At 64.1% G+C, this 14,658-nt stretch carries 20 protein-coding genes and 1 tRNA gene; 13 read left to right on the top strand and 8 right to left on the bottom strand.

The genetic code is table 11. The annotated features are described in order from the left end of the window. Positions 1–457, top strand: a 457-nt coding sequence (locus ACVOKU_RS15905) for an SPOR domain-containing protein (RefSeq protein WP_481560356.1), incomplete at its 5' end; no start/stop codon positions are given. A 197-nt stretch (positions 458–654) separates the two neighbouring features. Continuing rightward, positions 655–730, top strand: a tRNA-Thr gene (locus tag ACVOKU_RS15900). Positions 731–745: 15 nt separating this feature from the next. On the opposite strand, the gene ACVOKU_RS15895 is transcribed toward ACVOKU_RS15900, so the two are convergent. Next, positions 746–1,507 carry a hypothetical protein gene (locus ACVOKU_RS15895; RefSeq protein ID WP_481560355.1) on the bottom strand — a complete coding sequence of 254 codons (762 nt, stop codon included), beginning with the start codon at positions 1,505–1,507 and terminating at the stop codon, positions 746–748. Between the two features lie 8 nt (positions 1,508–1,515). Continuing rightward, positions 1,516–1,803 carry a helix-turn-helix domain-containing protein gene (locus ACVOKU_RS15890; RefSeq protein WP_372168271.1) on the bottom strand — a complete coding sequence of 96 codons (288 nt, stop codon included), beginning with the start codon at positions 1,801–1,803 and terminating at the stop codon, positions 1,516–1,518. 95 nt (positions 1,804–1,898) lie between these two features. Here ACVOKU_RS15890 and ACVOKU_RS15885 point away from each other — a divergent pair, with 95 nt between their 5' ends. From ACVOKU_RS15885 to ACVOKU_RS15855, 7 genes are all read left to right on the top strand, one after another. Continuing rightward, positions 1,899–2,360, top strand: a complete 462-nt coding sequence (locus ACVOKU_RS15885) for a hypothetical protein (protein WP_372168270.1) — start codon at positions 1,899–1,901, stop codon at positions 2,358–2,360. A gap of 80 nt (positions 2,361–2,440) precedes the next feature. Then, positions 2,441–2,902: a DUF6932 family protein gene (locus ACVOKU_RS15880; RefSeq protein ID WP_372168269.1), complete on the top strand. Its 462-nt coding sequence runs from the start codon at positions 2,441–2,443 to the stop codon at positions 2,900–2,902. Next, positions 2,899–3,813 (top strand): hypothetical protein, encoded by a 915-nt coding sequence (locus tag ACVOKU_RS15875; RefSeq protein WP_372168268.1) that lies wholly within the window; start codon positions 2,899–2,901, stop codon positions 3,811–3,813. The genes ACVOKU_RS15880 and ACVOKU_RS15875 overlap by 4 nt, the downstream gene beginning before the upstream one ends. 316 nt (positions 3,814–4,129) lie before the next feature. Then, a complete protein-coding gene (locus ACVOKU_RS15870; protein WP_372168267.1) occupies positions 4,130–4,426 on the top strand; it encodes a helix-turn-helix transcriptional regulator in 297 nt (98 codons plus the stop codon). A gap of 3 nt (positions 4,427–4,429) precedes the next feature. Beyond that, a complete protein-coding gene (locus ACVOKU_RS15865) occupies positions 4,430–6,466 on the top strand; it encodes an AAA family ATPase (protein WP_372168266.1) in 2,037 nt (678 codons plus the stop codon). 478 nt (positions 6,467–6,944) lie between these two features. Next, positions 6,945–7,463 (top strand): hypothetical protein, encoded by a 519-nt coding sequence (locus tag ACVOKU_RS15860; protein WP_481560354.1) that lies wholly within the window; start codon positions 6,945–6,947, stop codon positions 7,461–7,463. Beyond that, entirely contained in the window at positions 7,456–7,701 is a 246-nt protein-coding gene (locus ACVOKU_RS15855) for a hypothetical protein (RefSeq protein ID WP_481560353.1), read from the top strand. The genes ACVOKU_RS15860 and ACVOKU_RS15855 overlap by 8 nt, the downstream gene beginning before the upstream one ends. Before the next feature lie 25 nt (positions 7,702–7,726). Here the strand turns inward: ACVOKU_RS15855 and ACVOKU_RS15850 are convergent, their stop codons facing one another. Further along, positions 7,727–8,008 carry a CRISPR-associated protein Cas2 gene (locus tag ACVOKU_RS15850; RefSeq protein WP_227863865.1) on the bottom strand — a complete coding sequence of 94 codons (282 nt, stop codon included), beginning with the start codon at positions 8,006–8,008 and terminating at the stop codon, positions 7,727–7,729. A gap of 314 nt (positions 8,009–8,322) precedes the next feature. Between ACVOKU_RS15850 and ACVOKU_RS15845 the strand changes: the two genes are divergently transcribed. After that, positions 8,323–9,048 (top strand): hypothetical protein, encoded by a 726-nt coding sequence (locus ACVOKU_RS15845; RefSeq protein WP_481560352.1) that lies wholly within the window; start codon positions 8,323–8,325, stop codon positions 9,046–9,048. Then, positions 9,041–9,322, top strand: a complete 282-nt coding sequence (locus ACVOKU_RS15840; protein WP_232522534.1) for a hypothetical protein — start codon at positions 9,041–9,043, stop codon at positions 9,320–9,322. Before ACVOKU_RS15845 ends, ACVOKU_RS15840 begins: the two co-directional genes overlap by 8 nt. A gap of 97 nt (positions 9,323–9,419) precedes the next feature. Here the strand turns inward: ACVOKU_RS15840 and ACVOKU_RS15835 are convergent, their stop codons facing one another. Both ACVOKU_RS15835 and ACVOKU_RS15830 read right to left on the bottom strand, forming a co-directional pair. Further along, positions 9,420–9,920 carry a hypothetical protein gene (locus ACVOKU_RS15835; protein WP_227863868.1) on the bottom strand — a complete coding sequence of 167 codons (501 nt, stop codon included), beginning with the start codon at positions 9,918–9,920 and terminating at the stop codon, positions 9,420–9,422. After that, a complete protein-coding gene (locus tag ACVOKU_RS15830) occupies positions 9,917–10,984 on the bottom strand; it encodes an AAA family ATPase (protein ID WP_227863869.1) in 1,068 nt (355 codons plus the stop codon). Before ACVOKU_RS15830 ends, ACVOKU_RS15835 begins: the two co-directional genes overlap by 4 nt. Positions 10,985–11,107: 123 nt before the next feature. Here ACVOKU_RS15830 and ACVOKU_RS15825 point away from each other — a divergent pair, with 123 nt between their 5' ends. Beyond that, positions 11,108–11,623: a hypothetical protein gene (locus ACVOKU_RS15825; RefSeq protein ID WP_481560351.1), complete on the top strand. Its 516-nt coding sequence runs from the start codon at positions 11,108–11,110 to the stop codon at positions 11,621–11,623. Between the two features lie 91 nt (positions 11,624–11,714). Here the strand turns inward: ACVOKU_RS15825 and ACVOKU_RS15820 are convergent, their stop codons facing one another. Further along, on the bottom strand, positions 11,715–12,902 hold the full coding sequence (locus ACVOKU_RS15820) for an integrase arm-type DNA-binding domain-containing protein (protein WP_481560350.1): 1,188 nt from the start codon (positions 12,900–12,902) through the stop codon (positions 11,715–11,717). Positions 12,903–13,201: 299 nt separating this feature from the next. Here ACVOKU_RS15820 and ACVOKU_RS15815 point away from each other — a divergent pair, with 299 nt between their 5' ends. Further along, complete coding sequence (locus ACVOKU_RS15815) at positions 13,202–13,390, top strand: helix-turn-helix domain-containing transcriptional regulator (protein ID WP_481560349.1); 189 nt, start codon at positions 13,202–13,204, stop codon at positions 13,388–13,390. 61 nt (positions 13,391–13,451) lie between these two features. On the opposite strand, the gene ACVOKU_RS15810 is transcribed toward ACVOKU_RS15815, so the two are convergent. Further along, the gene (locus tag ACVOKU_RS15810; protein ID WP_053520150.1) at positions 13,452–13,844 is read right to left on the bottom strand and encodes a RidA family protein; all 393 of its coding nucleotides are present in this window, start codon (positions 13,842–13,844) and stop codon (positions 13,452–13,454) included. A gap of 122 nt (positions 13,845–13,966) precedes the next feature. Next, entirely contained in the window at positions 13,967–14,371 is a 405-nt protein-coding gene (locus tag ACVOKU_RS15805) for a hypothetical protein (RefSeq protein WP_481560348.1), read from the bottom strand. Positions 14,372–14,658: the final 287 nt, after the last annotated feature.

Here is a 14,658-nt window from a genome sequence, read left to right as displayed (position 1 = left end):
GCGCCGCATCGCGCTGGGTCCGTTCGCCGATCGTGCCGCCGCCAGCGCGGCGCAGGGCCGGGCCGGCACACTGCTCAGCCAGGCGCGCCTGCGCGAGCAGCCGGCCGCCAGTGGCAGTGCCCGCTACCGCGTGCTGCTGCCGGCCGCCGCCAGCCGAGAAGAGGCGCAGGCCACGGTCAAGCGCATCGTCGCTGCGGGCCTGGGCGACTACTACATCATCAGCCAGGGTGAGGACGCCAACGCCGTGGCGCTGGGCCAGTACCGCAACCGCGAAGGCGCCGAGCGGCGTGTCGCTGCGGTGCAGGCCGCCGGCTTCCAGCCGCGCCTGGTGGCCAGCGGCGATGCCGGCCAGTGGTGGCTGGACGGGCAGCTGGCCGGCACCGCACAGCCTGCGCAGGTGCAGCAGCGCAGCGGCGCCGCCCGGCAACAGTCGCTGGAATGCGCGCGACTGCGCTAGAATCCCCCCACTGCGGCGCTGCCGCCGGTGCGTCACCCATGCCGCTTTAGCTCAGTTGGTAGAGCAACTGTCTTGTAAGTCGGACGCGGTTGTTGTGGCGGCAGGCAGGAAGGCTAAGCGCGGCAAGGCTTTAGGCCCGCCAGCGCGTAGACTGTGGGGCAAACCGGACACGGTTTGAGCAAGAGAAGTACGACATCGCCGCTTTAGCTCAGTCGGTAGAGCAACTGATTTGTAATCAGTAGGTCGTCCGTTCGATTCGGACAAGCGGCACCAAACTCGGGCGGACGGTCAGTTCTCCCAGATCACTTCATAGCCTAAGTACTCGCTTAGAACGCCTCGGATCATGACGGCTTCTGCTCCAATGGCCATGTACCTGTACCGGCCTTCTTGGACGGTGATCCAGCCCATTGAATACGCTTCGTCTGCGATCAATAGGCGTTGCATAGCCCTGCTTCCGACCTCAGGCCACACCGAACTATCTGGCGGGGTCTCAAATTGTTCGCGTTGAGCTTCTGAAAGAGTCGGGAGAGGCAAGATCGAGAGGTGGTCGGGAGCACTTAATTGAGGTTCGTTGAGTTCATAGGCCGCATGGCATCGCGCCAACTTCAAAACGACCTGTTGGACTCTGGCCTCATCAGGCATCCACACTAGCGGTGCATCTTCCCCAGGCTCCGTCTGGATCCTAGACGTCTCGATCAACTGTCTAAGCTTGTTATTTCGCCGCAAGGCTTTGGCGATCTTCTCGCGTCCGAGCGATGCGGGTTCAGTTGTTCCGCAAATGACACATTCAATGAAGCAAGCCAAGTACTCTTCGTCGGAGGACAGCTGGTTGTTGCATTCGGTGCAACTGGGCAGCGTGGGGCGAGTAGGAGGGTACGGAATGTCTAAGAACACTTTTGAAGGCGCGTGATCCAGCGATTCCGTTGAACCCCCACAGTGAACGCAAAACCCTGTCTGGCGAATGTCACCAAAGCTGGAAAGCTTTTGCATTTTTTTCGGTCCGAGGTGACTTTTATCCAAATGGTGCTTCAAGTAAGTCGGACGTGCCATCCCCGTGGTCAGCGCCGCTTCGCGCTGCTCTTTCTGGACTTCGGTTCCAGCTTGGCCGCGCGCTGCTCCAGGTACTCGCCCAGCAGTCCGAGCGGCGGCAAGCCGAGAGCCTCGGCGAACTCGACCAGTTCAACGGCGTCGATGCGCCGCTCCCCACGCTCGCACTTCGATACGAAGGTCTGCGTATTCCCCAGCCGCTCGGCCAAGTCGATCTGCGACACTCCCGCCCGCTTGCGGGCCGCCTTCAGGACGGTCAGCAGTAGCTGGTAGTCGGGGTTGTGGGTCGATTGGGCCATCGTGCGGTGACAGGCTGGTCACCGCACGCTAGAGTCTGTATTGGATTAGTCCAAAATAGACTATTTACTTGCGTTGCTCATGGGAGGGGGAGTGCATGAAGCGGATAGGGGTTCTTCTGGTCGTTCTGGTGGTTCTGGCCTGGATCGGGTCGAAGCTGGTGCCGCGCAGCGAGCCTGTTGTCGCTGCCGCGCCCGCCGCGGTGGCCGAGGCGCCGCAGAAGCAGGCCCACCAGCCCGAGGCGACTAAGCCCGAGCCAGAGCGTCCCATGACGGCTGCGGAGAAGAAGGCGCAGCAGGAGAAGTGGTTCGGTGCCGAGACGATCGTGGCGGCAGAGCGCGCAGTGAGGGGCGAGTTGAAGGACCCGAACGCCGCGCAGTTCCGGGACGTGCGCGCCAACTACACCGAGGAGTTCGGCGTGGTCGCCTGCGGCCGGGTCAACGCCAAGAGCGAGTTCGGCGGATACACCGGCTTTCGGCGCTTCGTTTCGGGCGGCAAGAACGTGATCCTTGAGGGGCGGGACAATGTCGCCGACGCATGGGTCGGGGCATGTCTATAGGGACAGGACCGACTCGACATCACCGTTCGGCTAGGCGAAACTTCCCTATCTGGTTCAGGAAGGACTGGACAGGGGGATAAATGGCGAAGCCTGACTTTCCGGCGCTGCTTGCTCCGGGGATGCACAATCTGACCTTGCCTGCATTGCATGCGCTTGCCGTGGCCCCATTCGCCGGGGATATGCGGCGGGCGGATCTGTTCCAAAAGCTTACTACGTGGGCCGGAGCACTTCAGGCTTGTGGCCTTGGCGGCACATTGTGGTTGGATGGTTCTTTTCTGACTGAAAAGCCAGATCCTGGAGATATCGATTGCGTTCTGTGGAACCCAGGATGGGCGTCCCCAGTAGGTGCTACTCCTGCGAACCAGCAGCAGGTACAGACGTTACTGGACCGCGCAACGGCAGAAAACCTGTATGGCCTTGACCTATACGTTGTCGCAACGCCGCCTGGGGGAGGATTCCACGAGGAGGCATACTGGCGAGGTGTTCTAGGTTTCGGTCATGACCGGGTGACGGCCAAGGGTTTTGCGGAGGTGAACCTATGACGAGCAAGTTCCTGCGAGAACACGCTGACGCGCTCTCCAAGTTCGCCAAGGAGACGGCCGACCGCGCTCAATCATCGCCTGACGATTTCTTCCTACGGATTGCGGCAAAGAATCAAGAAGACGCGGTGCGTGCTGTGACGCATCAACTCATGCTTGAAGATGCCGAAGAAGCTGGGGAGCTGGTTGATCTGCGGCTGTTGGGGCCAAGGGCAAACGGCAGCGTCTCCCTCGATTGGTTCATCCGTGCAATGGATCCATTGTCGAAGGCGTGGAAGCTCGCTGCACATCGGCTCCGTTATGGAAATGACGCAGCGAGAGCTGCGGGTGCTGATGTTGTCAGTGCTCTCAATCTAAAGCTGGCCGGCATTGGTCATGGTTCGACCCGCATTTTCGTTACTGGCAATGCGATGCCTGATTTGACGGGCGAGAGCCTATTACAGGCGACGCTAACTCAGGTATTCCGTCTGCTTAATGCGCGCCAAGACGAGTTCTATGATGCTGTGGATGCCGTGGGCGGCAGGTCTGCGCACCAGCTTGGCGAATTCATGAAAGAGTTGGATCAGGGAGGCTTCGCTGCGCAGTTCACGTGGCAGTCTCCGCGTGGGCGTCAATTCTGGGAGGGGCGCCCCGATGAGATCGTCCGTATTCGCGCGTTGCTCGATACCATCCGAGAGCCAGAGCGCTATCTGGAGACGATCACCGGCAGGGTTGCCGGCATCACCGACACGGGTAGGCTGGAACTTCGTACCGACGATGGGAAGGTCATGGTCCGCTTCCCGCTCAAGCTTACGGAGCAGGTGCAGCGGCTGACCATTACGTCGTTGACCACAATCCAGGTTGAGACTGCACGCTATTGGGATTCTGTGCAGAAGAAGGACATCTACAAGCGACAGCTTGTTGGGGTTCAATAGCCGCACGGCCTCACTAGGCGGCCCGTGTCGCGTTCGGGGCCGCGCGGCCTGATACCGAGCAGCCCGGGCCGAACCGGACGACACGGACTCACCGGGGAGTCCGGGCGAAGTGCTGGTATCAGGGTGAGCGCACCTCTGGCAGTATTTGATTCGTCGGCGCCACCAGCCGCCGACGCCAGCCTTTCGGTGGCCTAGAAGACCGAGGCCCGCCCCGCCGACTGAGGGGAGCAAACGGGTCCATCTCTGCGACGCACAGCAGGCAGTCCCCGCACGGCATTTCGCCGCGTGGGGATCGCACCTGCACGGAGTCCAGAAGATGGCCTACGAACCGAAGAAGTTCTCCCCCGTTGAGCTCGCCGAGCTCCACGCACTACCCGACGACTCGCTGCTGACCTCCCAGGAGGCGGCGGCCTTCCTGCGCCTGAAGTACGGCACGCTCGCGTGGTACCGCTGCCAAGGCGGCGGCCCCGCGTTCACCCGCGTCGGGCCGAAGCTGATCCGCTACAAGCTGGGCGACCTGCGCGACTACGCGAAGGGCCAGCCGATGGGCGAAGGCGTCCGGCGCGCCGCGATGGCGATGCTCGCCGCCCGCACCGCCAACGCGGAGGACTGACCGATGGCCGCAGAAGAAAACGCCCACGGCGTGCGAGACCGTGGGCGCAAGGGTACAAGCGACCGGGAGACGGAGCCTGCCAGAGCTCACGGGATCAATGATGCCGAGCGGCGCCCCGCCGATACGCCATCGTTTGAGGCCGCGTTCGAGTACCGCCGCGCCCGACTCGACCTGATCCCGCTGCGCCGCCGCGACAAGATGCCCGCCGACAAGCGGTGGCAGGAGCGGGCCTACGACCGAGGCGAGGTGTTGGAGCGCGCGAGGCGCGACGGCCTGAACCTGGGCGTGCGCCTGCCCGCCGACGTGGTCGTGGTGGACGTGGACCCGCGCAACTTCCCTGCGGGGCGCGACAGCCTGGCCGAGCTGGCCGCAGCGTTCGACCTACCGCTCGCTTCGGCACCGCACGTCCTGACCGGCAACCGGACCCACCCCGGCCACCACTTCTACTTCCACAAGCCCGCGGGCATCGTGCTGCTGGAGAGCTTGGACGGCTTCGAGGGCGTGGAGCTGAAGTCGCTCGGCCGCCAGGTCGTCGCGGCGGGTTCCGTGCATCCGACCGGCGGTCTGTACCGCTGGGCACCTGATTCGCCGCCGCTACCAGACATGCCGGACCTGCCCGTAAGGTTGGTCGAGAAGGCGCGCAGGCCGGATCGCCCGAAGACGCAGGCGACCGGCGCGGGCGAGCTGACCCCGGAACAGCTCGCCAAGACTCTGGAGCAGCTCGATCCGTGCGACTTCGGCGAGAACCAGCACGACCGCTGGCGGGACCTGATGATGGCCTGCCACTTCGCGACCAATGGCGAGGGGCGGCAGGAGTTCATCGACTGGTGCATGGGCGACGACGACTACCGCGGCCAGGAGTGGAAAGTCGGACGCCGCTGGGACTCGCTGCACGCCGACAGGGACGAGGCCGTCACCACGGCGACCCTGCAGATGTTCCTCAGTGAGGTCGGTGGTGGGATCGCGCCGCCCGACGCGGCCGACGACTTCGACGTGTGGGACGAGGTCGAGCCGGCCGAGGAGCGCAGCCGCTGGAACTTCCTTTCGCTGGACGACGTGGAGTCGCTGCCGCCACCGAGGTGGCTGGTGCCCGGCGTGCTGACCGAGGGCAGCCTCGCCGCCATCTACGGCGCGCCGGAGTCGGGCAAGTCGTTCCTCGCGGTGGACATTTCGATGGCAATCGCGGGCGGGATCGACTGGCACGGCCGCCCCGTCGATCGCGGCGGCGTCCTGTACATCGCCGCGGAGGGCGCACCCGGTCTGGGCAAGCGCTTCCGCGCCTGGAAGTTGGACAGGTGCGCGCAGGGCCGCAGGTTCGACCTGCACCTCATGCGCGATGACTTGAACCTCGCGGCCGAGAAGGATGGCGGCGTGCGCGCGTTCGCCCAGGCCGTGGCCGATGAGCTGGGCCCACTGCGCCTGATCGTCATCGATACCCTCAACCAGACGGCTGCGGGTGCCGACGAGAACTCTGCGAAGGACATGGGCCGCTACATCGCCAGCATGAAGCTGCTGCGCAACGCCACGGGCGCGGCGGTGGTCGTGGTCCACCACTCGGGCAAGGACCTTGGAAAGGGCATGCGCGGCAGCTCGGCGCTACTGGGCGCGATGGACACCACTGTCGAGGTGGAGCGCGCCACCGACGGGCGCTCGATCAAGGTCGCGGTGAAGAAGCAGAAGGACGCCGAGCGCGGGTCCCCGATGCGCTTCAACTTGGAGAAGGTCGGCGACTCCCTGGTACTGCGCCCCACCGTGATGGACGTTCCGGAGGGTGAGTTCGCCCGGAGCATGGCCCCGATCCTGGAGCTGGCTCGTCAGGAGGCGAACGAGCGCGGCGGCAGCATCCCGCTGAAGGAGCTGGCCGCGATCGTCTGCGAGCGGGACAGCGTCTCGGACAAGACGGCGAGGCGCAAGATCGAGCAGGCCGTGCCCGACGGGCGCAGCAACGCCAGGGCAACGATCGACGGGTTCATGGTGTGGCTTGAGCCGATAGACGCGCGCAACCCGAAGCTCGGAATCCTGGTCAGGACGGAGGGGTGAACGCGCGTTTTCGATTGTCACGGGACGCGACTTTCGGAGCTCGATTGTCGCGCCCAGTGACAATCAGATTGTCGCCGAAAGTCAGTTTCGATTGTCAGCGCGACAATCTAAGCGCGGCAAGCACTTAGGCCGATTTCGGCCACCCGATTGTCAAAGCGAAAGTCACTGGTGGATTCGATTGTCACGGCGTTCGTCAGTCTATAGACGACGAACGTGACAATCAGGTCGACAATCGAAAAGCGATCCCCTCCACGTCATCGAAAGCGCGTGGACGGATGCGTCCAACCTTGCGTGCCGTGTCCCTCGCGCGCGAGGCAAACAGGCCACGCGATCCCACCGACGCGCGCCACCTAATCGAGCATCGGATGGCCGACGCCATCCAAGCCGTTGATCCGGTTGCTTGAACGATGGCGTGCCTGCGCGCGTAAGCACGACACCATCACAACGTAAGCCACTTTTTACCCCGGAGACCGCAGCCGTGCTTTCCATCCCGAACACCTTCACGCCCGAGCGGCGCGAGCTGTTCTTCCAGGTGCTGGAGGACACGTGCTCGCCCAAGCAGGCCGCAGCCGCCGCGGGCATCAGCAGGCGGACGGCCTTCTACCACAAGGCCAACGACATCGAGTTCCGCACCCGCTGGGAGAAGGCCATCGAGGTCGCCCTGGACGCGCTGCTGGACGAGGCGTACAGGCGCGCTGCGATCGGCTACGACGAGCCTGTGATCCACCAGGGGCGTCTCGCCACCGTCGCGGACCCGACGACCGGCGAGGAGCGGCCGCTCACGGTGCGCAAGCACAGCGACCGCCTGCTGGAGGTGCTTCTCAAGTTCCGATACGGCGAGCAGATGGCCGACCGGCTGAGCGTGAAGGTCGAGGACACGGGCCTGTCGGCCGACGCCCTGCTGGCGATGCCCGCCGACGAGCGCGCCCAGCTGGTGGCGCTGCTCTCCAAGTACAACGCGGCGCGGCCGCAGGAGGAGGAACAGGACGATGAGTGACAAGCTGACGGTGGCCGAGGTGGTGCAGCGCGCGGCCCAGATCGACGGCATGCTGGACGCGATCCACGGCACAGCGCCCGACGCGGTCCAGGCGATGGGCGGGCGCGACGCCCTGGCCCGGCGCAGCGAGATGACCTGCATCGGCCCGGTGCCGCGCCTGGACGCGGACGAGTGGGAGCGCATGTCGCAGGAGTACGAGGCGCGGCGCGAGCATGGCAGCATCAACCGCGGGAGCTAGTCACAGCCACCCAGTCAATACCCTCCTATTTGAACCACTGATCCTTGATGTGGTTCGAGACCTCGTCACTCAGGTTCTGCCAAGCTGCATTGTTGTTGGTGGCATCTGCCACGAACAGGGAATCGTTGCGGTCCATCGTTGCCCAGACTTTATCAACGGCCTGGGCTGCCGTGTAGTTGGAATTGACGTACCAGACGGACTTATGGACCTTTGCCCACGAGCCTAGGGCTTTGATCGCATCAATAACCTTCGAGTAATCCTGCCCTGGGCTGTACAGGTCGTAAGACACAATCAGATTGTTCGCCATTCGTTGTCTCCCCCTGTGCGCATCGGTTCGATGCAGCTAGATGAAACCATGGGCGCGTCGCAAATCCTGCGACGACTTCAGCCCTCTAACATTCCATCGGCGGGCGGCGCCACGCCAAGCCCATGATCCGCAAGCCGCAGTGACGACGGCAGCTTCGAGGGAAACACGTCCGGAGAACGATGGCGTTCACGGCCAGCGCACCCCGACACATTGAACGCATCCGGTCAGCGCATTGGCGCGCAGACCACCCCGAGGCCGGGGATGCGCTCGTGACAGGCGACCGGAGGACCACAACCCACCGGAGCACACGAGCCATGAAGATCACCCTCAGCGACACCCTCCTCCTCAGCGCACAGCAGATCGGCGAGCTCGCCTCGACCCTGGACCTGCTGCACAAGCGCGCCCTCACCGCGATCGAGCGGCTGAACAAGGACATCGCGACCCGCAAGCAGCAGATCGCCGCGCGCTGGAAGAGCGCGCCCGGCATCGGCATGGGCGACGTCGCGCGCTTCTCCGAGACCGAGACGCTCGCCACCGTCCGCGAGATCAAGGACAACTCCAAGGCCGAGCTCGACAAGATCATCAAGGACGCGGGCGCGCCGCACGCCCAGCTGATCGGCCAGCGCCAGTTCTACGATTCCCCGGCGAAGGTCCTGGCCCGCGCGGCCCTGGGCGACCCGAAGCGCACCGAGTACCTCCAGCAGCTCCAGCACGCGGGCCCGGCCGAGCTCGGCCACATGGCCCAGGTCGCCGTCGGCACGCGCAACGTCGCCCTGGCCTCGGCCGTGCTGTCCCTGATCGACCGCATGCCCAGCAAGGACCGCCCGGTCGGCCCCGTGGAGCTGGCGACCGCGATGAAGCAGGACGACTTCCTGAAGGTGCAGGAGTACATCAAGCTGGGCGACGCGCGCCTCCAGGGCATCCTGGTCGCCATCCGCGCCTGGAACGCCGGCAAGTCCAACCCGCTGAGCTCGGTGCAGCTCGCCATGCGCGAGCGCGACATCGACCACGACCTGATCGGGGGCGACGGCGATGACTGACCGACGCGCCCACTACCCGCCGTGCCACCCGGCGATGCTGGCGCTCGCGGCGCTGGTCGCGGCGATCCAGCACCGTTGCGACCCGTTCCCCGAGCTGGAGGCCGCCGCCGCCCGCAACGGCGTGGCCGTCGGCTCCGAGCAATTCGACGAGGCCGCGGCCCTGGCCGGTCAGCCCTACTGCCGCGCGCTGGACCTGTACGTGGACCGCGAGACCAAGCGCCGGGCGGACGCCCTGGGGTCGGGGATGGCGCACCTGGCCTTCCTCCCGGCCTGATCCGAGCAAACCCGGCCGGGTTGGTTAGGTGCGCAGAGGGCAACGGGTGGCCCGGCCGTGTTTCGGAGGGGATGTCTTCACGGCATCCCCTTCTTTTTCATGATCCTTTTGGAGGATCACTCACTACTTGGGCATCGAAGGGTGGCGTTTCATCTACATCAGTGGCCAGAGGTGCGGGGTCGTCAGGGGACTTACGAAAGGCGTTGCCCTTGTGCGCTCTCGCGACTGACATCTCGACGATCCTCTCGATTACGCGCTCTGGCGTGTTCCATTTCATCACAAGTCGACCAGGATCCATTCCATACTCGGCAACGATGTCTCGAAGTTGATCCAGGGATAGCTTTTCGAGTGCGCTACGTAGGCCCGATTCGCTGTCGCGTGCGACCTGAACAGGATCGAGCACGGCAGGAGCGCGCCGATTCTTCCCGCGCTTTGCCTCGTTCGCATCCACTTGTCTTGGGCTTTCCGCTCTTGCTGACTTGCGCCTACTTGATGCCGAGTCCAAGGCGTCGGTAAGTGCAGCCTCGAAGTCGGGGTTGCGCTCCGCCTCCTCGATCACCACACGGATCAAGCGATTGAGTGTGTTTCTAAGACTCACGACTCTCCCTCCAGATCGCTCCAAATCTCCTGAGCCAACTCGATGAAGGTCGAGGTCAGGCCATTTGGATCGGAGCCGTACTTCTGCCTAAGCGTTCTTTTATGCGCGGTGTACTCCGCTGCCGCCGACGCTGTGTTGGTTTGCTTGATCTTCGTCGCGTACACATCGGGGAAGTTTGCATCCGTCTGGAGTTGCCTCAGTACGGTGTTGTGCACCGTCGAGTTGGCTTGGTACTTGGTGATGACGATACCTAACGGGTCAATCTCCTCACCAATTGCCTGTGCGAATTCACCAACGCGGGTCACGATCTGAGGGATACCGTAGGTCGAGAGGTGGTCAGGAATAGTCGGAATGATGTAGGCGTCCGACAGGCGTAGACCATTCAGAGTGACGATGCCCAAGTTCGGCGGGCAATCGACAATGACGATGTCGTAGTCATCCAGTCTTGATTTGACTGCCCGCCAAAGAAGTTCGACAGGGTTCACGGCGTAGAACTTCCCCGATGGCGCGGACGCGAGTTGATCCTGCACATCAATCAAATCCAGGCTCGACGGCAGTAGGTCGATGGTCCTGGCCTCATGGACATCGCCTACCCGCTTCTGAAGCGTGGCGTCCAGGTCGAACTTCTTTACATCAGGATTCATTGCGTCCTTAAACAACTGAGCGAGCGTGTGCCCTCGGTCATTCAGCTCAAGCCACTTGTCTTCCCCAAGCAACATGATGGTTGCATTGGTTTGCGGGTCGAGGTCGATGACCAAGACCTTCTTCCGCATCTCTGCTGAGAAGACTTCTGCCAAGGCTACGGACGTAGTCGTCTTCGCCACACCACCTTTCAAGTTGATCGTAGAAATCACATGCGCCATCGGAGTATTCCTTTTGTTTCGCCTTAGCCAAGTTCGAATTTGCGATCGCCGGAAGATCGGCCCAGAACCTAGCTCCGTAACCGGAGTAGGGAAGTCGGCTGCCCGCACCCGCCAATTGGCGACTGCTTGACGCGACACCCCGGCTATCTCGGCGATCTCCCCTATCCCCACCAATTCATCGGTCTGTTCAGTCACGCTCATGCCCTGTGAACATCATTCACAGAATCAGTGTACAGCGTACACAGGGCTGGTCAAGGGGGGGCTCCCGGATCGAGGGAACCGCGACCTAATGCCTGCGTGCCCACCAACGCTTAGGAGAACGCCATGAAGCTGGAAGAAAGGCCCACCAAGGAACTGCTGGCCCTGCACAACCGGATCGCCGACAAGCCCGCAGGCCCCAAAACCTTCGCGACCCGGGGCAAGCTCGTAACCAGGATCGAGCAGATCGCGGCCGACAAAAACATCGACCTCGCCTCGCTCGGGCAGCCGAAGAAGCCCAAGGCGACCGCGAAGCGCGCAGAGCCGAAGGCCGGCTTCGTCGAGACGCCCGAAGCGAACGAGAAAAAGCCGCGCGGGCTCGGCGTCGGTGCGCTCGCACGCGCGATCCTGATGGACCCAGCGGGCTACCCGCACGCGCTGGTGGCGGACATGGTCAACGCGCAGATCGAGGGCGCGGCGGCGACTGCAAAGAGCGTTCGCTGGTACGCCAACGACATGCGCAAGGAGGGCGTCGAGGTGCCGCCGCGTCAGAAGCACCACCCGGCCGACATGGATGAGAAGCAGTCGGCCGAGGCGCTGTCCACGGTTCGGGTGGTTGCGCCCGTGCCATCCGACGGCTGACTGCGTTCTCCCGCCGTGTGCGAAAAAGGGCCACCGTCGAGGTGGCCCTTTCGTTTCATCGCCTTGTACGTATTGGCGCGCCGACCGCGGATCAGGTGGACAGCCTCGGCGGCCATGTGCCCGGCTCGTGCACGAGGCCGAGGGCATCGATGATGTACTTCGACGCGCGTTCCTGATGCTCGCGCAGGTGGTCGATCGACGGGTGCAGGTATCCCATCGTGACGCCGCCGCTGGACACGCTGTGGTTCAGCAGAAACCGCAGCTCCAGCAGTGGTACACCCGCCTGCAACGCGAGGGATGCGTATGCGTGCCTCAGCGCGTGGCCGGTGAGGTCGCCCAGCTCGTGCTGCTGGACCTCCGCCACCCGGCCCGACGCCGAGTCGGCTGGGAACAGGTAGGACGTCTTGCGCCTCACGCCGTCGGCCTCCACCTCGCGGTGAGCGAGCAGGTCGGCGAGCGCAGACGACAGCGGCAGATCGAACTTCTTGGCCGCGCCGCCCTTGGGGTTCGGCACGTGCAGGTGGCCATCGCCGAGATCCGCGCGCCTCGCCTCGCAGGATGCCGTCCGGCGCATGCCCGAAAGCAGCATGAACAGTTGGAGGTCGCGGCGCACCGGGTTGCCCAGCGACAGGACCGCCTTGCCCCATGCCTTGAGCTTGTCGGGGCTGGCGTCCACCTCCCGTCGGCGCATGCCGTTCATGTCCACGTTGCCCACCGGGTTCGGTGGCAGGTCGGGGAACTGTCGCAGTGCGCGGTTGTAGACCGAGCGCAGCACCCGCATGGTGTTGTCGCCCGAGGTGGCGCCGCTCCTCTCGGTGATCCGGCGGTGGCGCTCGCGCACGCCCTGACGGTCCGCGCCGATCTCGGCCAGCGGCCTGTCCAGCCAGTCTTTGAGGTAGTAGGTGACATGGTACTCGTAGCCGCTGCGGGTCTTGTCCGCCAGCCGCCGGGAGTTCAGGTGCAGGTCCAGCCCCTCCCGCAAGGTGATGCCGCGCGCCTTGGCCTTTCGGCGCTCCTCGTTCGGGTTGGTGCCGCCGCGCATGCCTACCAGCGTCTGTCGGGCGGCGTCTCGGGCCTGCTTGGCATCCATCGCCGGGTGGTCGCCCAGCTTTGTCCTGACCTGACGCCCGTTGACGAGGGACTGGACGTAGAAGCTGCGCTTGGTGGGGGTGACGATGAGGTAGAACCCCCGCATCTCGGTGTCGGCGTATAGGACCGACTTGCCCTGGTCGGGCTTCGGGGTCCTTTCGACGAGGGACTGGGTGATCTTCGACTTCATGCTGGCTCCGTGGGTGGCGGGGCCACGGCACGGACACGGATTCGCACCACAAGGTGCCGTGTTCAGACGCGCCGTTTGTGCCCCTGAAGCCTCATTAAGTCGCGGTTTTTCCTCGGTGTAAGCGGCCCCGGGCCATCCGATTTCAAATCATGGCAAGCTATCCACCCGCCGACTTGTAAACAGTAGGTCATCCGTTCGATTCGGATAAGCGGCACCATCCCGCAGTCGCTCGCTTCCGCAGCGTTCTTTCTCCTGTGGCGAATTGCAGCGCGTTTGCCAGGCGCCGGAGTCGCATACGCATGGCTGTCAAAAAGAAGAGTGAACTCGAAGCATTTGACGTGGCCACGCATCTCCGCACGCCTGAAGAAATGGCCGCCTATCTCGATGCCTGCATCGTCGAAAGCGACGGCGATTCGGCCTTCATTGCCAAGGCACTGGGCGATATCGCACTTGCCCTATCGGGCGCTGTCCGGCGAGCGGAGTCCTGATTTCGCGACCGCTGCCTGAGCGGCACGCGCTCGCGCACACGATCTCCCGGAGGCGGCAGGCTCAGCCCGGAATGCGGGCGATCACCTTGATCTCGAAGTCGAACCCGGCAAGCCAGTTGACGCCTACCGCCGTCCAGTTGGGATAGGGCTTCTCGGGAAACACCTCGCTCTTTACGGTCATGACGGTTCCGAACTGGTTCTGCGGGTCCGTATGGAAGGTGGTCACGTCGACGATGTCGTCAAGCCCGCAACCACCGGCCTTCAGGGTTGCCTCCAGGTTCGCGAAGGCCAGGCGGACCTGCGCCTCGAAGTCGGGCTCGGGTGTCCCGTCGCTGCGGCTGCCCACCTGGCCGGACACGAACAGCAGGTCACCCGACTGGATCGCAGCCGAATAGGTCTGCGAGGTGTACAGGTCCTGCCGGCCGGCCGGGAAAACGGCATTGCGCTTGCTCATGGGATTCTCCAGAAGGGGATCGATGAGCCTCAAGGTAGTCCTCGGCATTGGGCGGATAAACGCCTATAAAGCGCCATCACTATTTGCCGAATCAGAACAATCGGCGGGCGTGGCGGCGCGGCTCATGCCGCGTGCAACTGCAGCTCCACATACTCCGCCAGCCCACGGCAGGCCAGCAGCAGGCCTTCGCGCGTGCCGTCGCCGATGTCGTCCTTTTCGGCGCCATCCACACGTACGCGCTCGGCGGCGTGGAATACCTCCAGCAGCGTGATCAGGCCGGCGGCGGCGCGGTCGGTACGCGCACGGGTCACGCCCTGGCCTGGGCTGGGCACGGGGCCCTTCCACGGTTGACCATCGGCGGCATCGCCGCTGCGGATGCGCTGCAGGCAGCCCACCAGCGTGATCGGCTCAGGCAGATCAACGGCAGCGGAAAGCGCAGCTTCCAACGGCTCTGCCAGTTCGCGGGGCAGGCGCTCGGCGGCATCGCCCAGGGTGGCAAGCAGATAGGGGTAACGGGGTGCGGTCATGGGACATCCTCATGCGGAACAGAGGCGCCACCCGCAGAGGGTGGCGGACGATGCGTGGTTCCAATACCGGAGTCGATGAACCGGCGGGCACAAGGCCCCCACGCACCGCCCGCCGTAGATCGGCAGACGGATTGCCAGCCGGCGCCACCCCGAGACAGGTGGCGCCGACTGACAAGCGTAAACAACATCGACTTCCGGGATTGGAGCCCGGGCCACCCGTTGTCGGTGGCGATTCATCATGCGCACGCGCAAACACCGCCCGCCAGTCATTCTTTCCAATGACTTCG

The organism is Stenotrophomonas sp. STEN147 (assembly GCF_056757995.1).
The sequence above is the reverse complement of the archived record's forward strand: the minus strand, read 5'-3'. Positions and strand labels throughout refer to the sequence as shown.